The organism is Arthrobacter sp. NPDC080082, from assembly GCF_040686595.1.
GTDB lineage: Bacteria > Actinomycetota > Actinomycetes > Actinomycetales > Micrococcaceae > Arthrobacter.
In genome coordinates, this window is the sequence record NZ_JBFBKQ010000001.1 from 532,918 (window position 1) to 553,878 (window position 20,961).

Consider the following 20,961-nt stretch of genomic DNA (forward strand, 5'->3'; position numbering starts at 1 on the left):
CCCCGGCCTTACAGTCCCGAGTAGGAGTGCAGGCCGTTGAAGAACTGGTTCACGATGGTGAAGTTGAAGACCACGCACAGGTAGCCGACGATCGAGAGCCAGGCCGCGCGGGTACCGGTCCAGCCGCGGGTGGCGCGGGCGTGCAGGTATCCGGCGTAGACCACCCAGATCACAAAGGTCCAGACTTCCTTGGTGTCCCAGCCCCAGAACCGGCCCCAGGCCTTCTCGGCCCAGATCGCGCCGAACATCAGGGTGAAGGTCCAGCCGACGAAGGCGATGGCGTTGATCCGGTAGGAGAGGTTCTCCAGGGAAAGGGCGTTCGGGACCAGCCGCATGAAGCCCAGCTTGTCCTTGCCGCCGGCAGCCACGGTCTTCTGCCGGTGCGACTGCACCAGCTGCAGGGCGGACATCGCGAAGGTCAGGGTGAACAGCGCCGAGGACAGCACCGCGATGGACACGTGGATCAGCAGCCAGTAGCTCTGCAGTGCCGGCACCAGGTGTCCCACGGGGGTCCAGAAGGCCACGGAGGCGGCCACCAGCATGATGATGGCCAGGCCGATCACGAAGGTACCCAGGAAGCGCAGGTCGCGGCGGATAAGCACCAGCAGGAACACTGCCACGGCCACGAACGCACCGGTGGTGAGGAATTCGTACATGTTGCCCCACGGCACTCGGCCGGCGCCGAAGCCGCGGGTGATGACGCCGGCGGCGTGGATGGCTGCACCGAGCACGGCCAGGGCGACGGCGACGCGGGCGGGCACCCGGCGCTCGGAGCCGTAACGCATGCCGCCGTCGGCGGTCAGACCGGCACCGTCGGCGGCGGCTCCCGCGGCGGAGGACGTCGGCCGCTCCGCCCGGTCGGCGGGACCGGCCAGGCGGGGGGCGTCAGAGCTGCCACCGGCGGCACCGACCCCGGCGCCGACCGGGACGCGCGCGGACTCGGCCGTTGAGCGCTCGGCAGCGGACAGCTCGGCCGCTTTCTGGTCCACGGCACGGAGCATCTTGCTGCTCTTAGCCAGGTCCCAGGCGAAGGCGATGAACGCGACCGTGTACGTACCGGCCGCCAGGAGCATGAAGAGCTCGCTGTACTGGCCCATGGTTTCGTTGATGGGGAACATTACTGATCCTTCTTTGACTCGGTAGAGCCGGGTGTGGGCTGGGTGGCGTCTGCGGCGGCGTCCTCCGGGGCTTGTTCGCCCTCGGCGCCGGGCAGCACGGTCTCCGCCCGGCCATTATCCGCCATGGTGCTGGGAGCGGGCTGGGAGGCCGTGGCCCCGTCGCCGGGACCCTTCGCGGAGTCAGGTTCCTCGTCCAGCGGCCAGGCGGCGGCGAGCATGGCGCGGATCGCGGCAGCTTCGCCGGCCAGGCGGTGGTCCTCGCCGCGGGCCAGCAGGCCGTATTCGACCATGGTCCGGCCGTCCGGGTGCGTTCCGGTGCGGACCCAGGCCCGGCGCCGGTTGACGTAGAGCGAGGTCACCAGGCCGGCGACAGCGATCAGGGCGAACGCCAGGGCGGAGGCCTGACCGGGGTTGTGGTGGATGTCGACGCCGACGTAGCGCTTGACGCCGTCGAACGTGATGGAGCCCTTGCCGTCCGGGAGGGTCTGCGTGGCCCCGGGGGTCAGCACGATGCCCTTGGTGGGCAGGTTGCGGGCGTTCAGCGGGGTCAGTTTCTTGACGTCGAGCTCGAAGACGTTCTGCGGGGCGCCGTCGTTCAGGCCCAGGTCGCCGTAGTAGGAGTTCAGCGTCAATTGCGGGTTGAACAGCTCAGGGTCCCCACTGAAGGAGACGCCCTCGGGGGTGATGAAGGCGGTGGGCAGGAAGAACCCGGCGAACGCGAGCTGGTCCGGCTTGGCGTCCGGGACCTTGATGACCACGGAGGAGTAGTAGTTGTCGCCCTGCAGCTTGGCCACTACCGGGCCCTGCATGGCGATGTTGCCGGCACCGTCGCGGACGGTGACCACGGGGGCGTAGCCGTTACCGGTGAGGTAGACGCTGGTGCCGCCGAGGCTGAGCGGGTCGTTGACCTTCAGCACCTCCTGCTTGGCCGGCGAGTCCGGGGTTTCCTTGGTGGTGACGTCGGCCTTGAAGTCGATCGGCTGGCCGAACTTGCCCTTGGACTCGCGGTCGAAGGTGATCTGGAACTTGTCCAGCTGGATCGAGTACGGCTGCAGCTGGCTGGACTGGAAGTTGGTACCGGGGCTGAACTGGTCGTAGCCCACCAGGGTGTTGACGAAGGTATCGCCCTCCACCAGGATCCGCTGGCCGCTGTAGCCGAAGAGGCCGCCGGCCGCGACGGAAACCAGCACGCCGATCAGGGCGGTGTGGAAGACCAGGTTGCCGACTTCCTTGAACAGGCCGCGTTCGGCCCCAACGGAGGGCCGTTCGCCGTCGCGGTCCCTGACCTCCACGCGGTAGCCGCGCTTCTTCAGGAGCGCCGCGGCATCCTCGATGGCCCGCGACGCCGGGATCCCGGCGTCGGCGGGGATGATCAGGGTGCCGTATTCGGGCAGTCGGGACAGCCGGGCCGGGGTGCGCGGGGGCTGGGAGCGCATCGCCTTGTAGTGGACGATGGCGCGCGGCACCACGCAGCCGATCAGCGAGATGAACAGCAGCAGGTAGATCGCGGAGAACCAGGCCGAGGAGTACACGTCGTAGAGCTGCAGCGAGTCGAGCAGCTTGCCGTAGTCGGGGTGGTCCTTGATGTACTGCGTGACGATCGCGGGGTTGGCCGGCCGCTGCGGGAAGAGGGACCCGGGGACGGCGGCGACGGCGAGGAGCAGCAGCAGGAACAGCGCGGTGCGCATGCTGGTCAGCTGGGTCCAGGCCCAGCGGAGCATGCCCAGCGGGCCCAGCGTGGGCAGCACCGCCTCGGACTTGGCCGAGGAGACGGCCTTCTTCCGGGGCTTGGTGGTGGTGCCGCTCTTGCCGTCCGGCGTGGTTTTCGTTTGTTCGTTCACTCGCTCGCTCATCAGATCGGCAACTTCACATCGGTTTGGAACCAGTACTGCAGGCCGGACACCCAGGCACCCCACACGCCGGTGGCCATCAGCAGCCCCAGCGCTATCAGGATGCCGCCCCCGGTGCGCTGGATGGCGAGCCGGTGCTTGCGGAAAAAGGACATGACGCCGACGCCGCGGCGCACGGCCAGGGCGATCAGCAGGAACGGGATGCCCAGGCCCAGGCTGTAGACGAAGGCCAGCAGGGCGCCCTTGGCAGCGGAGGAACCGCCGGAGAGGCTCAGGAGCTGGACGGCGGAGTAGGTGGGGCCAATGCACGGTGCCCAGCCGAGGCCGAAGGTGACGCCCAGGAGCGGCGCTCCCCAGAGCCCGGCCGGCGGCTTGGCGTGGATCTTGGCGTCACGCTGCAGCCAGGAGAATCCGCCCAGGAAGACCACGCCCATGATGATCACCAGGATGCCGAGCAGCTGGGTGATCCAGCCGTTCTGGGATCCGGTGATCAACGTGCCGAGCTGGCCGAACGCCCCGCCGAGCAGGACAAAGATGACCGAGAAGCCCAGCACGAAGAGCCCGATCCCGGCCAGCATCCTTCCCCGGCGCTGTTTCTGCAGGTCGACGCCGGTCAGCCCGGTCACGTAACCGAGGTAGCCGGGCACCAGCGGCAGCACGCAGGGGGACAGAAAGGACACGAACCCGGCCAGCAGGGCCACCGGGATGGCAAGCAGGAGGGATCCGTTGAGGATGGCTTCGGCGAAGGGACTGTTCACGGCGGCAGCTCCCGGCTCACTCGGCCACGGCCGCGGCGATGAGGGACTTCAGGGTGCCCTTCTCGATTTCTCCGAGCACGCGGGAGGCCACCCGGCCCTGCTTGTCGAGAACCAGGGTGGTGGGGACGGCGCCGGGCGGAACCAGGCCGGAGACGGCCAGCAGGACCGCCCCGTCCTTGTCGTTGAAGCTCGGGTAGGTCAGGTTGAAGGTCTTGTCGAACGCGTCCGCCGTCGCCTTCTCGTCGCGGAGGTTGACGCCGTAGAACTGCACGCCCTGGTCCTTGAACTCCTGGTGCAGGGCCTCCAGCGAGGGTGCCTCCACCCGGCAGGGGGCGCAGGCGGCGAACCAGAAGTTCAGGACGGTGACCTTGCCCTGGAACTGCGCGGCGGTGACGGTGGTGCCGTCGAAGAGGGTGCCCTTGAGGTCCACCGGCTTCTTGCGGTCCGCGGCTGCGAATTCGGTGACGGAGCCGTCGCCGGCAACGTAGTTCTTGTTGTCCCCGGCTTTGGCCTGCTTGGCCAGGTCGTCTTCCTGGGCGCAGCCGGTCAGGCCCAGTACCGTAGCCAGGCCCGCACCGCCGGCGGCGAGGAGGCCGCGCCGGGTGACGCGGACGTTCGTCGTCTCCATGCTCAGGCTCCCGGCGTGCTCGACGCGCCCGGAAGCAGGGCGGCGGCGGGTTCGCTGTAGTCCACGCGCAGCAGCGTGCCGTCGTCGTTGAACACGAGGGAGGTCACGGACGTCAGGGTGCATTCGCGCTTGCGGGGATCGTGCCACAAGCGGCGGCCTTCGGCACTCAGGCGCGTGGCCCAGATGGGCAGCTGGTGGCTGACCAGGATGGCCTGGGCGTCCTCACCGCCGAGTTCTATGGCCTTGAGCCGGGCGTCCTGGACGGCGGCGCGGACGCGGGTGGCCTGCTCCTGGTATGGCTCTCCCCAGGAGGGGCGGAGCGGGTTGCGGAGCATGGGCCAGTGCCGGGGCTTGAGGATCTCGGAGCGGGACACCTGCATCCCCTCGAAGTAATTGGCCGCCTCGATAATGCGTCCCTCGGTGGCGATCGGCAGGCCCAGTGCCTGCGAGATCGGCTGCGCCGTCTCCTGCGCCCGGGTCAGCGGCGACGCCGCCAGGTGCACGATGTTGGCGCCCTCGGCGACGCGGCGGCTGAAGTGGTCCGCGACGGTCTGCGCCATCTCCCGGCCCAGCTGGGAGAGGTGGAATTCCGGGAGCCTGCCGTAGAGGACGCCGTCGGGATTATGGACCTCGCCATGGCGGAGCAGATGAACAGTCGCGTGGGGCATGTGTACCAGTTTCTCAAAGGGCAGGGGCAATGACGAAATCTTCTACGAGGAGTAGAACTCAAGTTTTTTCCGAAATGTTCCCCGCAGGTGGAATAAAAGATGCAAATGCATGTTTATACTGGGTGAAGCAGTTAGTTGAGACTTCAACCAATGAGGCCGCGACCGACGATCAGACAACGATCCGAACGAATCACTTACTCAAGGAGAACCACCATGGCACTTCCCGCTAACCTCACCGCCGGCACCTGGACCCTCGACAACTCGCACAGCGAGATCGGCTTCACCGTCCGCCACGCGGGCATCAGCAAGGTCCGCGGCCAGTTCAAGGAAGCCGACGCCACTCTCGACCTCTCCGAGAACGTCGCCGACTCCAAGGTCAACGCCACCATCAAGACCGCCAGCTTCGACTCCGGCGACGCCAACCGCGACGGCCACGTCCGCGGCGAAGACTTCTTCGACGTCGAGAAGTTCCCGGAGATCTCCTTCGTCTCCAACGGCATTGTCGAGAAAGGCGACGCCTACGAGCTGCAGGGCGACCTGACCATCAAGGGCATCACCCGCCCCGTCACCCTCGAGACCGAGCTCAACGGCGTGGCCGTCGATCCCTTCGGCAACACCCGCGCCGGCCTGACCGCCGAGACGACCATCAGCCGCAAGGACTTCGGCCTGACCTGGAACGCCGTGCTCGAAGCCGGCGGCGTGCTGGTCAGCGACAAGGTCGCCATCAACCTGGAACTGGCCTTCATCGCCCCCGCAGCCTAGTCTGCACACCCCGGCAGCGCCGGGCACTTCCGGCCACCGCGGCCGGCCCCTCGAATGCCCCGCACCTCTTAGGATGATGCGGGGCATTCGCTCATTGGGGCGGCCCCCGGGTGGCGGCTCGAAACCGTCAGCGGGTCCGTCTACAGTGAAATTCATGAGCACCACCGGCGACCTTCCCGAGCCACCCAAGCCAGGCGCCAACCGGTTCGCGTGGCCTGCAGACCATCCCCGGAACTTCCGTGAGGTTCTGCCGGTGGGCGGTTACGCGGGAATGTTCATGGTCCCGCCGATGCCCGTTCCACTGAGGATTTCGTACTGGATTTGGGTGGCCGGCGGCCTCCTCGGGCTGCTGGCCGGCGTCGTCGGGCTCTTTGGCGGGTTGGTCCTCTTCGTCGTCTCCCCCGGTCCCGGCATCCTGCTGCTGCTTCTGGTGCTGATCGCCCTCGCCCTCGCGGCGGCCCAGGTGACGCTGGCCATGAAGATGAAGGAGGGCCGGGAGTGGGCCCGGTACGCCCTGACCGTCGCCGCCGGTGTGAGCCTCCTGCTGGCCGCCGTCAGTACCGGGTTGGCCGGGGGCGGGAGCTGGCCCAGCTTCGTCATCTGCCTCGCTGCCACGGTGCTGATGTGGCTGCCGGCGGCCCAGGCCTGGTTCGAAGCCGGCAAGTCCCGGACCTGAGGCCGCCGTATTTCACGGGAAGTGCGCGGCATCCGTTCCCCCACAACGGCGCGCGGTCGGGGTACGGTGGGACTATCCACGCTGGGGGCAGGGTCTAGGCGCTGATCCCGGCAGTTCGCCTTCAAATGCAGAGGACCGCCATGACCAACCCGCCAGTCGAGCCCTCCAGCCCTGACGGGCACGAGTCCGGCACACCCCAGTACGGGCAGCAGCCGCAGTACGGCCAGAACGCGCCGCAGTATGGCCAGCAGGCACCCCAGTATGGCCAGAATGCGCCGCAGTATGGCCAGCAGGCACCCCAGTACGGCCAGCAGGCGCCTCAGTATGGGCAGAACGGCTCCCAGTACGGCCAGCCGCAGTATGGCCAGCAGCCCCCGGCATACACCCAGGGCCCCTCGCCGTACGGGTACCCGTCCGAGCAGCCGCAGCAGTCAGCCGCGGGCCAGCCGCAGCTGCTCAACACCGCCTTCTGGCTGCTGGTGGCCTCCGGCGTCGTCTGGGTGATCTCGCTGCTCCTGGCGCTCGGTACCCTGGACAACCCCGCGATGCGTAGCACGGTCGAGCAGCAGATGGCCGCCGGCGGCGCGGACATCAGCTACGACAGCATCAAGGGCGCGGTGATGGTCAGCATCATCGTCTTCGCCGTGATCAGCGCCGGCCTGTACGCCCTGGTGGCCCTGAACGTCCGGAAGGGCCGGAACTGGGCCCGCATCCTCGGCACCGTGCTGGCGGCCCTGTCGCTGCTGAGCCTGTTCCCGCTCAGCCTCGGCACGCTGGCCGTGGTCCTCGGCGTCGCCGGCATCGTCATCCTGTACATGCCCGCCGTCGCCCCGTACTTCAAGAAGCAGCAGCCGTTCGCCAACCCGTACGGCCAGAACCCGTACGGCCGCTAGACGCCGCGTTCACGCGCCGGGCGCGGGACCCGGACGACGCCGACTGATCAGTCGGCGTCGTCCGGGTCCTGCGCCCTTTGTGCGTGATAGGCGAGGATCTGCAGTTCGGTGGCCATGTCCACCTTCCGCAGGTTCACCCCGTCCGGGACCTGAAGCATCACCGGGGCAAAGCTGAGAATGCTGCGTACCCCGGCGGCCACCACCCGGTCACAGACGCTTTGGGCGACGGCGGCGGGCAGCGCCAGGACCACCATGTTGGCGCCGGTGCGGTGCAGGACCGCTTCGAGGTCGGCGGCGTCGCTGACCCGCAGCCAGCCCACCTCGCTGCCGATCACCATCTGGTCGGCGTCGAGGATGGCGACGATGTCGAAGCCGCGGGATTCGAACCCGCCGTACCGGGCCAGCGCCTTGCCCAGGTTGCCGGCGCCGACGATCGCGACCTTCCAGTCCCGGGTCAGTCCCAGAGCCGCGGCAATGTGCTGGTTCAGGTACTGCACCTCATAGCCGACGCCGCGGGTGCCGTAGGAGCCGACGTAGGACAGGTCCTTGCGGAGGGTGGAGGAGCTGACCCCGGAGGCCTCGGCGAGCGATTCGGACGAGACCCGGTCCACTCCCTCGGACAGGAGCGTGGTGAGGGCGCGCAGATAGAGGGTCAGCCGCGCCACGGCCGCGGGCGGGATTTGCTTGGCGGCTGCGCCGGCACCCGCGGCCAGGGCGCCGGGTGCGGGGTCCAGCGAGGTCACTATCTGCTCCATCGAGTTCTGTTGTCTTCCCACTCTAGGGCCGGGCGACTTCGGCCCACAAAGCAGCGGCGGCCGGCCGGCTTATCAGTGCCAGGCTGAATGACCTGCTCAGTGGCCGGTGCCGAGCGCGCGGGTAAGGGTCCGCGTCAGCCGCGCCTCATCGATCCGCCAGAAGTCGCGCTGCACCCCGTCCACCAGCACCACCGGAATCTCCTCGGCGAAACGCTCACGCAGGGCCGCGTCGTCGTCGATCGACTGCTCGGACCACTCCAGGCCCAGCGCGGCGGTCACCCGGGTCACGGCGTCGCGCGCGTCCTCGCACAGGTGGCAGTTCGGCTTGGTGATGAGGACGACGGCGGGACTGGGCGCCTGGTGCGGGTCGGTGCTGGCCATGGTTTAACGGTAGCCGGGCGCCGGCGCCGTCGTCGACGCAGCCCTGGTCCGGCCCGACGAAGGTGCCGTGCCCCTCTCTCCCGCAAGGTTTGCAGGGCTTTTCGGCCCGCTCCTACGGTGCGGCGGACGGCTCCGATCACGGGGATGCCTGCCGCATTGACTAGACTCGTGGCATGTCCGAGGAGAAGATCGTCGCCGTCGCCGCGCGGACGGCAGCGTCACCGAAGCACGGCGAAGCTGCCTTCTTCGACGTCGACAACACGCTGATGCGCGGCGCCAGCCTCTTCCACGTGGCACGCAAAATGCACCAGCGCGGGGCGTTCACCCTCCGCCAGGCCGCAGGGTTTGGCTGGAAACAGCTGATGTTCGTCTGCCGCGGTGAGAACCTCGAGGACGTCCATGCCGTCCGCGATACCGCCCTCAGCCTGGCCTCCGGCTTCACCGTCAAGGACATCGAGGCCCTCGGCGAAGAGGTCTACGACGAGATGATCGAGTCCCGGATCTGGCCCGGCACCAAGGCCCTCGCCGAACAGCACCTGCGGATGGACCGCCCGGTCTGGCTCGTCACCGCGACGCCGATCGAGGTGGCCACGGTGATCTCCACCCGGCTGGGCCTCACCGGCGCACTCGGCACCGTGGGCGAGATCCACGAGGGCTCCTACACCGGGCGGCTGGTGGGCGACATCCTGCACGGTCCGGCCAAGGCCGTCGCCGTCCGCCGCGTCGCCGAGGAGCAGGACCTGGACCTGTCCCGCTGCTGGGCTTACAGCGACTCGCACAACGACATTCCCCTGCTGAGCATGGTGGGCCACCCGGTGGCGATCAATCCTGACGCCCGGCTGCGCCGCCACGCCCGCGAGAACAACTGGCCGGTCTACGATTTCCGGTCCGGCCGCCGGGCCGCGACCCTGGGCCTGAAGGCGGCCACGGTCGGCGGCGCCATCTACGGCCTCTGGCGCAGCTACTCCCGCTTCCGCGGCCCCACCGCCTAAGCTCGCCCGGTTTCCGCTGCGGTTGCGGACCGAGGCGGCGCTCCCCCGGATGGGACAGCCCCGGCGTCACCGTTTCCGCTACGGTTCCGGACGGAGGCGGCGGATTCGGACCGGCGCACCCCGGGTCCGGTATGCGCTGGTCCGAAATCGGTGCGGATTTCCCCGAGCGCCGCGGATTCCGCGCCCCAGCCTCAAAGCACACCGCCCCGGTTGACCCTCGTCCGGGCAAAGAAAATGCCCGCTGCCGGAAGGCAACGGGCATTTCACGCTGAACGAAGTATCTCTACTTCTTGTTGCGGCGCTGGTGGCGGGTCTTGCGAAGCAGCTTGCGGTGCTTCTTCTTGGCCATACGCTTGCGACGCTTCTTAATAACTGAACCCACGAAAGTTCCTTACCGGCTAGATGCAGTACCTGCCCGTTGGGAAGTGTCCGCGGGCTTAGCAGCAGACTGAAACAACTGACAGGTTCTTACAATGACGTTAAACGTTCCTTAACAGGGTACCGCCTCCGCGGCCCGCACCACGACCGCGGCCCGGGCAGGGGTGAAGCGCGGCCCGGGCTGAACGGCGGCGGGCTCAGGCCGTTTCGGTGTGCCCGTCGACCACAGCACCCTTGAGGTACTGTTCGACGGCGCTTTCCGGAACCCGGTAGGAGCGGCCAAAACGCACCGCCGGCATTTCACCGGAGTGCACCAGGCGATACACGGTCATCTTGGATACGCGCATGACCTCCGCGACCTCGGCCACAGTGAGAAAGCGCGCGTTGGAGAAGTTGGCCTCCGAAGACATTTCCCTTATTCCTTTTGCTCAAGCGAACGGCTGCCCCGTCTGAACGACATGGCGGTGTGCCGATGCTGAGCCATCAAACAACCATGTGCTAGATACTCTAGGGGTTTCTGGTGCCAATGTGAAAGAGTTCCTCAGGAATTGGACAGGACTATTCCGCCGTAAGCCGGTCCCGGCGGGCCCGGGCCGAAGCCGCCAGCTGGTCCAGCACGGACGCCGTGACGTCCCAGTCCATGCAGGCGTCCGTCACGCTCTGGCCGTAGGTCAGGTCGTCGGTCCCGGCGGCGTGCGCGTCGACGTCGAGCGCCTGCGCCCCGCCCACCAGGAAGCTCTCCAGCATCACGCCGCCGATCGCCGCCGCGGACGCCCCGCCGTTTTCCAGCTGCGCGCCGATTTCCATGGCCACCTCGGCCTGCCGGTGGTGGTTCTTGCCGCTGTTGGCGTGGCTGGCGTCCACGATCAGGCGCGGGTTCAGCTGCCGTCCGGCCAGCTTGGCGGAGGCGTCCGCGACGTCGGCGGCTGCGTAGTTCGGGCCGCCGCTGCCGCCGCGCAGAATGACATGCGTGTCCGGGTTGCCGGCGGTGCTGACCATGGAGGCCCGGCCCTCGCCGTCAATGCCGAGGAACGCCTGGGCGGCACCGCCCGCGCTGCACGCGTCGAGCGCCACCTGCAGGCCGCCGTCGGTGCCGTTCTTGAACCCGATCGGCATGGACAGGCCCGAGGCGAGCTGGCGGTGGATCTGGCTCTCGGTGGTGCGGGCGCCGATGGCACCCCAGGACACCAGGTCGGCCATGTACTGCGGGCTGATCGGCTCCAGGAACTCCGTGGCGGTGGGCAGTCCCAGGGCGGTGACCTGGCGCAGGAACTGCCGCGCGGCCCGCAGGCCGCCCGCGATGTCGTGGCCGCCGTCGAGCCCCGGATCGTTGATCAGGCCCTTCCAGCCCACCGTGGTCCGCGGCTTCTCGAAGTAGGTGCGCATCACGATCAGCAGGTCCCCGCGGTGCTTCTCGGCCTGGCTGACCAGCCGGCGGGCGTATTCCAGGCCGGCCTTGGGGTCGTGGATCGAGCAGGGGCCCACGATCACCAGGAGCCGGTCGTCGACGCCGTCCATCACCGCGCGTACCTCGTCCCGGCCGCGGGCGACGACGTCGGCGCAGCGCTCGTCGAGCGGCAGGTCGGCAATCATCGCCTGCGGGGTGGGCAGCGGGGTGAAGTCGTTGATCCGCAGGTCAGAGGTGGACTGCTGGCGGGCCGGGGCTGCTTCGATGCTCATGATGGGTCCTGTTCCGGATGGGGAGCGGGCCCTGATCAGAACCCGCCGGAGAAATGGCGAAGGGCAGAGAATGATCTCTGCCCTGTTGGCTCTGAAGGAAAGTTGGATGCGTGTCAGTTAGACGCGGGCCCCTCCAGAGCCAACGAAAAATACGCATACCAACGGTTAGTCATGGCAATGACCATAGCGCCGCGGCCGGACTCCCCGCAAAAGCAGCCCGTAACATTCGCCCGGGCGGACGATGGTTGAACCGTAAGCCCCGCTGTCCTACAGTGTGGTTAGACCACATGATCCCGGGCCTGCTTCCCGTGATCCATGGACCATGGCATGCAGCGAATTCCAACGACCGACACCGCAATCCACAGCCTGACAGACCCGGAGGCAGCAATGACGCAACCCGTAGGGACCACCAACCCCGAGGCGCCGACCACCCCGCAGGACACCGGAGCGGATGACGCTTCGGGCACCTTCCACGACGGTGTTGGCGCGGGCTCCGGCGCACCGGCCGCCCAGCCGGCGGGCCCCCAGGCACCCGCCCTGCCTGACGCGCTGCCGGATGCCCTGCGGCGCAGGATCCCGAAATACGCGGACCTGGCGCCGCTGATGCAGTTCAAGAAGCCGGAACTCGGCCGTGCCGCCCGCCTCCGCCGCGCCAGCACCATTTGGGACCTCCGCGCCATCGCCAAGCGGCGGACGCCCAAGGCCCCGTTCGACTACACGGACGGCGCCGCCGAGGCCGAGATCACCCTGAACCGCGCCCGGCAGGCATTTCAGGACATCGAGTTCCGTCCGGGCGTTCTCCGTAATGTCTCGGCCGTTGACCTGGGCACGGACATCCTGGGCAAGGCCTCGAGGCTGCCGTTCGGCATCGCCCCCACCGGCTTCACCCGGATGATGCAGTCCGAGGGCGAGTACGCCGGTTCCCGGGCGGCCGCCGCGGCAGGCATCCCGTACACTCTCTCCACCATGGGCACCGCCTCCATCGAGGACGTTGCGGCCGCCGCGCCGGAGGGCCGCAACTGGTTCCAGCTCTACCTCTGGACGGACCGGGACCGCTCACTCGAACTGATCGAACGAGCGGCGAAGGCCGGGAACGACACCCTCATGGTCACCGTGGACACAGCCGTCGCCGGGGCCCGGCTGCGCGACGTCCGCAACGGCATGACCATCCCGCCGGCCCTGACGCTGAAGACGGTCCTGGACGCCTCCTACCGGCCGGAATGGTGGTTCAACTTCCTCACCCACGAGCCGCTCACGTTTGCCTCGCTTTCGCGGTACACCGGCACGGTGGCCGACCTGATCAACTCGATGTTCGACCCCACCCTGACCTTCGAGGACCTGGACTGGCTCCGGGAAACCTGGAAGGGCAAGCTGGTGGTCAAGGGCATCCAGACCGTCGACGACGCCCGCAAGGTCGTGGACCACGGGGCCGACGGCGTCGTGCTCTCCAACCACGGCGGCCGGCAGCTGGACCGCGCCCCGATCCCCTTCCACCTCCTGCCGGAGGTCACTGCGGCGCTCCGTTCCGACAACAGTGACGCGGCCGTCATCCTGGACACCGGCATCATGAGCGGCGCGGACATCATCGCGGCACTGGCGATGGGGGCGGACTTCACGCTGATCGGACGGGCCTACCTCTACGGGCTGATGGCGGGCGGCCAGGCCGGCGTGGAGCGGGCGATCGAGATTCTGGCCACCGACATGCGCCGCACCATGGCGCTCCTGGGCGTGAGCCGGATCGCGGACCTGACCCCGGACCACGTGCACCTGCTGCAGCGGTAGGAGCGGCCCCCAGAGGAGACACACATCAGGCCGCCATGAACATTCATGGCGGCCTGAGTCGTGCTGTCGGAGTCCTGCGGCCCGAGTCGTGCGGTCGCGGGTTACTTCTTGCGGCCGAACTTCGGCAGGTTGGCCAGCAGGTCCGCGGCGCGGGTTGCGGCGCGGCCCACGGTCCGGCCGATCTGCTGCGGCCGCCGGTCCTCGGCCACGGCTCCCGGAGCTAGTGTTCCGTCGGGCAGGGTGCCGACCGGGAGCGCGACGGCGGGGCTCAGCGAGCTCTCCGCGGGGAGTTCCGTGGGACGGCCGCTGCCGGCCGGGGTTCCGGTGACGGCCTCGGCCAGGGTCCCGGGTGCCTCGGCCGGCGACGCGGCGGACGCGGCATCGACCGGCGCGGCGGAGAACGCGGGCGCGGTAACTGCGGGTTCGGCGGGAGCAACGCCGTCGAACGTGCCCAGCCACGAGGCGACGTCGGCGAGGGGCCCGGGGTTAAGCGCGTAGTAGCGCTTCTGGCCCTGCGCCCGCATGCTGACCAGGTCGGCCTCGCGCAGGACCTTGAGGTGCTTGGTGATGGTGGGCTGGCTGGCCTCGAGTTCCTGCACCAGCTCCCCCACGGCCTTGTCCCCGTCGCGGAGGGCCATCAGGATCTCCCGGCGGGTGGACTCTGCAATGACGGCAAATACGTCGTCTGTCACCATGCCCTCCACCCTAGCGACATATACGCCGGATGGCATCCACCGGGCGGGGCCGGGTTCAGTCGAACCAGGGGTCCAGGCCGTAGAGCGGGAAAACTTCCTTACGGGTGGCCATGACGGTGCGGTCAACGGCGTCGTTGGGATCGAAGCCGACCTCCCAGGAGCGCCACCAGAGATCGACGTCGTCGCCCATCACCGTGGGCGGCTCCACGCCGTACTTCGCCCCGTACGTGTCCCTGACGTGCTGGCGCCAGTCCTCCGGAACGGGGGTGCGTAGCGGCACCGGGCGGCCGGCGGCGATCGCCACCAGGTGGCTCCAGGAACGGGGCACCACGGTGATGACGTTGTACCCGCCGCCGCCGGTGGCGATCCACCGATTGTCGCAGTAGCGGGCGGCGAGGCCGGCGACGGCGGAGGCCGCCTCCCGCTGGCCGTCCACGCTGATGTTCAGGTGCGTCAGCGGGTCCAGCCTGTGCGAGTCGCAGCCGTGCTGGCTGACGATCACCTCGGGTTCGAACGCCCCGACCAGCTGCGGCACGACGGCGTGGAAGGCGCGCAGCCAGCCGGCGTCGCCCGTCCCGGCCGGGAGGGCCACGTTCACGGCGCTGCCCTGGGCGTTGGGGCCGCCGATCTCGTTGGCGAACCCGGTGCCGGGGAACAAGGTCAGCCCGGTCTCGTGCAGCGAAATGGTGAGTACCCGCGGGTCGTCCCAGAAGATGCTCTGGGTCCCGTCGCCGTGGTGGGCGTCGACGTCGACGTACGCCACCCGTTGCACGCCGCCGTCAAGCAGCCGCTGGATGGCGAGGGCTGCGTCGTTGTAAATGCAGAAGCCGCTGGCCCGCTCACGGGACGCGTGGTGCATGCCGCCGCCGAAGTTCACAGCACGGACCGCGCTGCCGTCCAGAATGGCGCCGGCCGCCAGCAGCGATCCGCCCGCCAGGCGCGCGCTCGCCTCGTGCATCCCGGCGAAGGCGGGGTCGTCCTCGGTTCCGAGGCCGCGCTTCTCATCCGGCGTGGCGGGATCGGCGCTGACGCGGCGGACGGCGGCGATGTAGTCCTCACTGTGAACGGCGGCGAGCTCGGCGTCGGTGGCGACCTCCGGGGCGGCCACCGTGACGTGGTCGAGGTCCAGCAGGCCGAGGCTCCGGGACAGCCGGGCAGTCAGTTCCATCCGCTCCGGCGCCATCGGGTGACTGTGGCCGAAGTTGTACGCCGTCATAGCGGAGTCCCACACCACCGTCGTTGGTAATGCGGCCTGGGCGAGTCCGGGCAGGAAAGTCATCCCTCACAGGCTACCGGAGCGCACCCCCTCCCCCGTCCGACCGCGGAATATAGTGGTTTACTACTGTGGACGCCGTTTCAACCGAGGACAAACCGCACATGAAGCAAAGCCAGTCGAGGTCACCCCACCCGGCCAGCTGGCACCCCGGCCAGCCGGAGCGGGAAGGGTTGTGGATCCTCACCCGGCTGCGCGACTTCGTGGACGACATCGCGAACACGTCCCCGGCACGGCTGGCGGTCACCGCGTTCGCCGTCGTCGTCCTCGTCTTCACCGCCCTGCTCTCGCTGCCCGTTTCCTCCGCCACAGGCCAGGCCACCCCGCTGCACCAAGCCCTATTCACGGCCGTCTCCGCGGTCTGCGTGACCGGCCTGACCGTGGTGTCCACGGCCGTGCACTGGTCCTTTTTCGGGCAGCTCGTGATCCTGGTGGGGATCTTCGTCGGCGGCCTCGGCACACTGACCCTCGCGTCCCTGCTCGCCCTGGTGGTGAGCAAGAAACTCGGCGTCCGCGGCAAGCTCATCGCCCAGGAGGCCATGAACAACGCCGGCCGGCTCGGTGAGGTGGGCACCCTGCTGCGGATCGTGATCGTCACCTCCGTGGTGATCGAGGCGGTCCTCGCCGCCGCGCTGGTGCCGCGGTTCCTGTCCCTGGGCGAGAGCTTCGGACAGTCCCTCTGGCACGGGATCTTCTACTCCATTTCCGCCTTCAACAACGCCGGGTTCACGCCGCACTCGGACGGGATCGTGCCCTACGAGACGGACCTGTGGATCCTGGTTCCGCTGATGCTGGGCGTCTTCCTGGGCAGCCTGGGCTTCCCGGTGGTGATGGTGCTCCAGCAGAACGGCCTGAACTGGAAGAAATGGAACCTGCACACCAAGCTGACCATCCAGGTCTCGCTGATCCTCCTGGCCGCCGGCGCCGTCCTGTGGGGCCTGCTGGAGTGGAACAACGTCCGCACCATCGGCAGCATGAGCGTGGGCGACAAGATCACGCACTCGCTGTTCGCCTCCGTCATGACCCGCTCCGGCGGCTTCAACCTGGTGGACCAGAACCACATGGATTCGGCCACCATGCTGCTCAGCGACGCCCTGATGTTCGCCGGCGGCGGCTCGGCGTCGACGGCGGGCGGCATCAAGGTCACCACCATCGCCGTGATGTTCCTGGCCATCGTGGCCGAGGCCCGCGGTGACGCCGACGTGAAGATTTACGGCCGCACCATCCCGGAGGGCACCATGCGGGTGGCCATCTCGGTGATCGTCGCCGGCGCCACCCTGGTGGCCGTGTCCGCGCTCCTGCTGCTGCAGATCAGCGGTGCCACCCTGGACCGGGTCCTGTTCGAAACGATTTCCGCCTTCGCCACGGTGGGCCTGAGCACCAACCTCAGCGCCGAACTGCCGCCGGCCGGCGTCTATGTCCTCACCGTGCTGATGTTCGCCGGCCGCGTCGGGACCGTCACGCTCGCGGCCGGGCTGGCACTGCGCCAGCGAAGCCAGCTGTACCACTACCCGGAAGAGAGACCGATCATTGGCTAGTTCCTCAGGCGCCGTCAACCGCCCCGCCCACAATGCCCCGGTCCTGGTGATCGGACTGGGCCGCTTCGGCGCGTCCACCGCCGAACAGCTCGTCAAGCAGGGCCGCGAGGTGCTGGCGATCGAACGCGACCGCACCCTGGTGCAGAAGTGGTCCAGCGTCCTCACCCACGTGGTGGAGGCCGACGCCACCAACATCGACGCCCTCCGCCAGCTCGGCGCGCAGGAGTTCAGCTCCGCCGTCGTCGGCGTGGGCACCTCGATCGAATCGTCCGTGCTGATCACCGTCAACCTGGTGGACCTCGGGATCGAGCACCTCTGGGTCAAGGCGATCACGCCCTCGCACGGCAAGATCCTCACCCGGATCGGCGCCAACCACGTGATCTACCCGGAGGCCGACGCCGGCGTCCGTGCGGCGCACCTGGTCTCCGGCCGGATGCTGGACTTCATCGAGTTCGACGACGACTTCGCGATCGTCAAGATGTACCCGCCGCGGGAGACCGTGGGCTTCACCCTGGAGGAATCCAAGGTCCGGTCCAAGTACGGCGTGACGATCGTGGGCGTGAAGTCCCCCGGCGAGGACTTCACCTACGCCCGGCCGGAGACCAAGGTTTCCGCCCGGGACATGCTGATCGTCTCCGGCCACGTGGACCTGCTGGAACGGTTCGCCGCCCGGCCGTGAGGGCCGGCGGCGGACGATTGCGGCGGCATTCGACGACGGCGGGACGGGCGAGGCGCGCCCGTCATTCCGCGCCCTTGGCCGCCTTCGCCGCGGCCTTCGCGGCCTGCTTGCTGGCCCGAACCTTGACCAGGGAGTCGGGGTCGACGATGTCCGCCACGGACAGGTAGGCGTCCGCCTGACCGTAGTGCCCGGCGGCCTCGCGCCAGCCTTCGGCCTTGAGGCCGCACTGCTTGCCCAGCAGCGCCAGGAAGATCTTCGCCTTCTGTTCGCCGAAACCCGGGAGGGCCTTGAGCCGGCGGAGCACCTCGGCGCCGTCGGGCTCGCCCTGGGTCCAGATCGCGGTGGCGTCCCCGCCCCACTCCTTGTCCACGGTCTCGGCCAGCGCCTGGACCCGGCCGGCCATGGAGCCGGGGAACCGGTGCACGGCGGGCTTTTCCTTGAAGACCTCGACGAAGTCTTGCGGGTCGTAGCCTGCGATGGTGCCGGGCTCCAACGATCCGATCCGGGTGCGGATCTTCTCCGGCCCGGCGAAGGCGGACTCCATGGTCACCTGCTGGTCCAGCAGCATGCCAGTGAGCAGGGCGAAGGCGTCGTCGCTGAGGAGCTTGTCCGCGGCGGCGTCGCCGGTGATGTGCAGTTCCATGCGTGCTGTCCTGTCCGTGTGCGGGTGGGGTGGGGTGTCAGCCCAGCTGTTTGGTGATCTCGGCGGCGCGCTCCGCGGCCGCACGGGCGCCGGCGGCGATGATGCCGGGCAGCCCCTGCTCGTCGAAGGTAGCGATCGCGCGTTCGGTCGTCCCGTTCGGGCTGGTCACCGCGATCCGCAGGGCAGTGGGGTCGGCGCCGGGTTCGGCGAGCATCAGGCCGGCACCGGCCACGGTCTCCCTGGCCAACAGCTTGGAGAGCTCCGGGTCCAGGCCGAGCTCGACGCCGGCGGCGGCCATCGCCTCGGCAAGGTAGAAGGCGTACGCCGGGCCGGAGCCGCTGACCGCGGAGAGCGCGTCCACCTGGGATTCCGGGATCTCGACGACGGTGCCGACCGCGGCGAAGATGTCCTTGGCCTGCTGCAGCTGTTCCGCCGAGCAGTGCGTCCCGCCGGAGAGGGAGACGACGCCGCGGCCCAGGCGGGCGGGCGTGTTGGGCATGGTGCGGATCACCGGCTGCCCGGCCGGCAGCGCCGCCTCCAGCTGCTCCAGGGACACGGCCGCGGCGACGCTGACCACCAGCGTGTCCGGGGAGAGCGCGCCGCTGATCTCCCGGGCCAGCGCCGCGGTTCCCACGGGCTTGACGCCAAGGATCACGACGTCGGCACCGGTGGCGGCCTGCACATTGTTCTCGGGTTCCTCTTCACCGGCGATCGCGGTGATGCCGGTGTGCCGTTCGGCCAGTTCCGCGGCCCGCCCGGCCCTCCGCACGGTGGCGACGATGTCCGCGGGATCGGTCCCGCCGGCGATCAGTCCGCCCAGGATTGCCTCGTTCATTGACCCACAGCCCAGGAAGGCGATTCGGTTGCTCATGCCCCCATCATTGCAGTCGGCCCCGATTCACAGCCAGCTCACAACTCCGGGCCAGCTTGCTCCCATCCTCGGCCCCTACCGTAGTGAGTACCTCATCAAGAGGGTGCGAGTGATGCAGCAGGCATGCGGATGCCTGCCCCGGCACCGGTCGTCAGCAGCGGGTTTCCCCCATTTTCCCGCGAGCGACGGCCGGTGCTTTCGCGTTAACGAACGGTTCGGGGCGGGGCGTTCGACGACGGCGTCCCGGCGCCCTCCCGGGCGGGGACAGCCCGGCTAGTGTTTCTTGTCTTTCTTGCCGTTGCCCTTTTTGTGGCCGTCCTTCTTCTCGCCGTCGTGCTCCTTGTCCTTCTTGCCGCTGTCCTTCTCGTCGTCGTCGTTCGAGTCGTCGTCCTCGTCCTTCTCGTCGTCGTCCGGGGCCTGCAACTCGGCGGGCTGGCTGGCCAGGGCCACGTGGGGCGGGGGCTCCAGGGGCCCCTCGGTGACCAGCTGGTCCAGCCGGCGAAGGATCAGGCCCTCGCGCAGCGCCCAGGGGCAGATCTCCAGGCTGGGGAACTCGAACATTTCCAGGGCGGCCTCCGCCACGAGCGCGCCGGCGAGCAGCTGGGGTGCCCGGGCCTCGGAGACGGCGGGCAGGTGCAGGCGGTCCTCGATCTCCATGGCCGAGATGCGCTGCGCCCAAAGCCCCAGGTCCGTGGCGTAGAGCTCGCGTTTGACGTAGGGACCGGCGCCGCTCGGGGCCGCGCCGGCGATTCGGGCCAGCGACCGGAAGGTCTTGGAGGTGCCGGCCACGTGGTTGGCCCGGCCCAGGCTCTGGAACTCCTTGACGACGGGTTTCAGGGTCTCCCGGATGTAACCGCGCAGGTCCTTGACGCTCTTGGCGGAGGGCGGGTCCTCGGGCAGCCAGTCGCGGGTCAGGCGGCTGGCGCCGAGCGGGACGGACATGGCCAGCTCCGGCAGCTCGTCCTCGCCGTAGGCCATTTCGAAGGAGCCGCCGCCGATGTCCAGGTTGAGCATGGGCCCGGCACCCCAGCCGTACCAGCGGCGCACGGCGAAGAAGGTCATGGACGCTTCCTCGCTGCCGCTGAGTTCGCGCAGCGTCACGGTGGTCTCGTGCTTGACGCGGGCCAGGACCTCGCTGCCGTTGGTGGCCTCGCGGATGGCGGAGGTACAGAAGGCCAGCAGGTCCTCGGCCTTGTGCTTGGCGGCGAATTCCCAGGCCTCGAGGACGAACTCCACGAGCTCGTTCTGGCCGTCGTCGCTGATGTTGCCGTCGCCATCCAGATGCTGGACCAGGGAGAGGGAGCGCTTGTGCGAGGCGAAGGCCACCGGCCGGGCGCCGGGATGGGCGTCCACGAGGAGAAGGTGGACGGTGTTGGACCCTATGTCGAGTACGCCTAGTCGCATAGGCACATTATTGCCCGGCGGGTACCGGCGGCCTAAAGAGCCGCGCCCGCGGACCACTGGTGGTCCGCGGGCGCTGGTGGGTGCCGGGTCTTAGGCCTCGGTGCCGGCCTCGTCCTCGTCGGCGGGCTTGAAGTCGCGGCGAATGTTGGCCACACCCTCCGGGTCGATCTCGAAGCCGTAGGCGGCGCCGGGGTTGATGACCATGCCGAGCTCGTCGCCGAGGTTGCCGAGGATCGCGGCGCCCTGGGTTCCCAGGATGTTCGGCGCGGCGGCGAGGTACTGCTCGGTGACGCGGCTGGGGTGGGAGAAGACGGCCAGCACGGGGTTGCCGGAGGCGTTGGCCAGCACCAGCGGCTCCACCTGCGAGTCGGGGCCCTCCAGAGTGTCCGAGCTGACGATGTAGACCTCATTGTTGAGGAAAGACAGGATGACATCCACCGGGTTGGCATCCGGCTGTTCCCCCCGGGCGAGCTTCTCCTCGAGGTCGTTGAGCGGCTGTGAATCCATGGGTGTGGGCTGTTCAGTCATTGTCCCACT

The 20,961-nt window shown here is 68.7% G+C and carries 23 protein-coding genes; 7 read left to right on the forward strand and 16 right to left on the reverse strand.

Annotated features, from left to right (window positions below):
- Positions 1-8: 8 nt before the first annotated feature.
- Genes ccsB through AB0O44_RS02475 form a run of 5 tightly spaced genes read right to left on the reverse strand, consistent with a single transcriptional unit; the run spans position 9 to position 5,022 of the window.
- Positions 9-1,118, reverse strand: a complete 1,110-nt coding sequence (gene ccsB, locus AB0O44_RS02455; protein ID WP_290256113.1) for a c-type cytochrome biogenesis protein CcsB — start codon at positions 1,116-1,118, stop codon at positions 9-11.
- Positions 1,118-2,971, reverse strand: a complete 1,854-nt coding sequence (locus AB0O44_RS02460; RefSeq protein ID WP_290256114.1) for a cytochrome c biogenesis protein ResB — start codon at positions 2,969-2,971, stop codon at positions 1,118-1,120. Before AB0O44_RS02460 ends, ccsB begins: the two co-directional genes overlap by 1 nt.
- Positions 2,971-3,726 (reverse strand): cytochrome c biogenesis protein CcdA, encoded by a 756-nt coding sequence (locus AB0O44_RS02465; RefSeq protein ID WP_290256115.1) that lies wholly within the window; start codon positions 3,724-3,726, stop codon positions 2,971-2,973. The genes AB0O44_RS02460 and AB0O44_RS02465 overlap by 1 nt, the downstream gene beginning before the upstream one ends.
- 16 nt (positions 3,727-3,742) lie before the next feature.
- Positions 3,743-4,354, reverse strand: a complete 612-nt coding sequence (locus AB0O44_RS02470; protein ID WP_364133762.1) for a TlpA disulfide reductase family protein — start codon at positions 4,352-4,354, stop codon at positions 3,743-3,745.
- Positions 4,355-4,356: 2 nt separating this feature from the next.
- Entirely contained in the window at positions 4,357-5,022 is a 666-nt protein-coding gene (locus tag AB0O44_RS02475; protein WP_364133764.1) for a histidine phosphatase family protein, read from the reverse strand.
- A gap of 213 nt (positions 5,023-5,235) precedes the next feature.
- Here AB0O44_RS02475 and AB0O44_RS02480 point away from each other — a divergent pair, with 213 nt between their 5' ends.
- The 3 genes from AB0O44_RS02480 to AB0O44_RS02490 all read left to right on the forward strand — a co-directional run bounded on the left by AB0O44_RS02480 (position 5,236) and on the right by AB0O44_RS02490 (position 7,353).
- Complete coding sequence (locus tag AB0O44_RS02480) at positions 5,236-5,784, forward strand: YceI family protein (protein ID WP_290256118.1); 549 nt, start codon at positions 5,236-5,238, stop codon at positions 5,782-5,784.
- A 154-nt stretch (positions 5,785-5,938) separates the two neighbouring features.
- Positions 5,939-6,460, forward strand: coding sequence for a hypothetical protein (locus AB0O44_RS02485; RefSeq protein WP_364133767.1), 522 nt, complete (start codon positions 5,939-5,941; stop codon positions 6,458-6,460).
- 140 nt (positions 6,461-6,600) lie between these two features.
- Positions 6,601-7,353 carry a hypothetical protein gene (locus AB0O44_RS02490; protein ID WP_364133770.1) on the forward strand — a complete coding sequence of 251 codons (753 nt, stop codon included), beginning with the start codon at positions 6,601-6,603 and terminating at the stop codon, positions 7,351-7,353.
- A gap of 47 nt (positions 7,354-7,400) precedes the next feature.
- Here the strand turns inward: AB0O44_RS02490 and AB0O44_RS02495 are convergent, their stop codons facing one another.
- Together AB0O44_RS02495 and AB0O44_RS02500 are read right to left on the reverse strand one after the other, a co-directional pair.
- The gene (locus AB0O44_RS02495; RefSeq protein ID WP_364133773.1) at positions 7,401-8,108 is read right to left on the reverse strand and encodes a redox-sensing transcriptional repressor Rex; all 708 of its coding nucleotides are present in this window, start codon (positions 8,106-8,108) and stop codon (positions 7,401-7,403) included.
- 96 nt (positions 8,109-8,204) lie between these two features.
- A complete protein-coding gene (locus tag AB0O44_RS02500) occupies positions 8,205-8,489 on the reverse strand; it encodes a glutaredoxin family protein (RefSeq protein WP_364133776.1) in 285 nt (94 codons plus the stop codon).
- Positions 8,490-8,662: 173 nt separating this feature from the next.
- On the opposite strand from AB0O44_RS02500, the gene AB0O44_RS02505 reads away from it, so the two are divergent.
- Complete coding sequence (locus tag AB0O44_RS02505) at positions 8,663-9,481, forward strand: HAD-IB family hydrolase (RefSeq protein ID WP_364133778.1); 819 nt, start codon at positions 8,663-8,665, stop codon at positions 9,479-9,481.
- Positions 9,482-9,764: 283 nt separating this feature from the next.
- Here AB0O44_RS02505 and AB0O44_RS02510 read toward each other — a convergent pair whose 3' ends face one another.
- The 3 genes from AB0O44_RS02510 to AB0O44_RS02520 all read right to left on the reverse strand — a co-directional run bounded on the left by AB0O44_RS02510 (position 9,765) and on the right by AB0O44_RS02520 (position 11,539).
- On the reverse strand, positions 9,765-9,863 hold the full coding sequence (locus AB0O44_RS02510) for an AURKAIP1/COX24 domain-containing protein (RefSeq protein ID WP_003792170.1): 99 nt from the start codon (positions 9,861-9,863) through the stop codon (positions 9,765-9,767).
- A gap of 193 nt (positions 9,864-10,056) precedes the next feature.
- Positions 10,057-10,269 (reverse strand): helix-turn-helix domain-containing protein, encoded by a 213-nt coding sequence (locus AB0O44_RS02515; RefSeq protein WP_290256124.1) that lies wholly within the window; start codon positions 10,267-10,269, stop codon positions 10,057-10,059.
- Positions 10,270-10,417: 148 nt separating this feature from the next.
- Complete coding sequence (locus AB0O44_RS02520) at positions 10,418-11,539, reverse strand: 3-deoxy-7-phosphoheptulonate synthase (RefSeq protein WP_364133782.1); 1,122 nt, start codon at positions 11,537-11,539, stop codon at positions 10,418-10,420.
- Positions 11,540-11,926: 387 nt separating this feature from the next.
- On the opposite strand from AB0O44_RS02520, the gene AB0O44_RS02525 reads away from it, so the two are divergent.
- Positions 11,927-13,321 carry an alpha-hydroxy-acid oxidizing protein gene (locus AB0O44_RS02525; RefSeq protein ID WP_290256126.1) on the forward strand — a complete coding sequence of 465 codons (1,395 nt, stop codon included), beginning with the start codon at positions 11,927-11,929 and terminating at the stop codon, positions 13,319-13,321.
- A 101-nt stretch (positions 13,322-13,422) separates the two neighbouring features.
- Here AB0O44_RS02525 and AB0O44_RS02530 read toward each other — a convergent pair whose 3' ends face one another.
- Both AB0O44_RS02530 and AB0O44_RS02535 read right to left on the reverse strand, forming a co-directional pair.
- Positions 13,423-14,016: a metalloregulator ArsR/SmtB family transcription factor gene (locus AB0O44_RS02530; RefSeq protein ID WP_364133785.1), complete on the reverse strand. Its 594-nt coding sequence runs from the start codon at positions 14,014-14,016 to the stop codon at positions 13,423-13,425.
- A 55-nt stretch (positions 14,017-14,071) separates the two neighbouring features.
- A complete protein-coding gene (locus AB0O44_RS02535; protein ID WP_364133788.1) occupies positions 14,072-15,295 on the reverse strand; it encodes an acetoin utilization protein AcuC in 1,224 nt (407 codons plus the stop codon).
- Positions 15,296-15,393: 98 nt separating this feature from the next.
- Here AB0O44_RS02535 and AB0O44_RS02540 point away from each other — a divergent pair, with 98 nt between their 5' ends.
- Positions 15,394-16,827 (forward strand): potassium transporter TrkG, encoded by a 1,434-nt coding sequence (locus AB0O44_RS02540; RefSeq protein ID WP_364133791.1) that lies wholly within the window; start codon positions 15,394-15,396, stop codon positions 16,825-16,827.
- Positions 16,820-17,506 (forward strand): TrkA family potassium uptake protein, encoded by a 687-nt coding sequence (locus tag AB0O44_RS02545; RefSeq protein WP_290256130.1) that lies wholly within the window; start codon positions 16,820-16,822, stop codon positions 17,504-17,506. The genes AB0O44_RS02540 and AB0O44_RS02545 overlap by 8 nt, the downstream gene beginning before the upstream one ends.
- A gap of 61 nt (positions 17,507-17,567) precedes the next feature.
- Here AB0O44_RS02545 and AB0O44_RS02550 read toward each other — a convergent pair whose 3' ends face one another.
- From AB0O44_RS02550 to AB0O44_RS02565, 4 genes are all read right to left on the reverse strand, one after another.
- Positions 17,568-18,149 (reverse strand): HhH-GPD-type base excision DNA repair protein, encoded by a 582-nt coding sequence (locus AB0O44_RS02550; RefSeq protein WP_364133794.1) that lies wholly within the window; start codon positions 18,147-18,149, stop codon positions 17,568-17,570.
- Positions 18,150-18,186: 37 nt separating this feature from the next.
- Positions 18,187-19,020 (reverse strand): pyrroline-5-carboxylate reductase, encoded by an 834-nt coding sequence (proC, locus tag AB0O44_RS02555; protein WP_364133797.1) that lies wholly within the window; start codon positions 19,018-19,020, stop codon positions 18,187-18,189.
- 273 nt (positions 19,021-19,293) lie between these two features.
- A complete protein-coding gene (locus AB0O44_RS02560; RefSeq protein WP_364133799.1) occupies positions 19,294-20,424 on the reverse strand; it encodes a Ppx/GppA phosphatase family protein in 1,131 nt (376 codons plus the stop codon).
- A 90-nt stretch (positions 20,425-20,514) separates the two neighbouring features.
- On the reverse strand, positions 20,515-20,952 hold the full coding sequence (locus AB0O44_RS02565) for an SseB family protein (protein WP_290256135.1): 438 nt from the start codon (positions 20,950-20,952) through the stop codon (positions 20,515-20,517).
- Positions 20,953-20,961 lie beyond the last annotated feature (9 nt).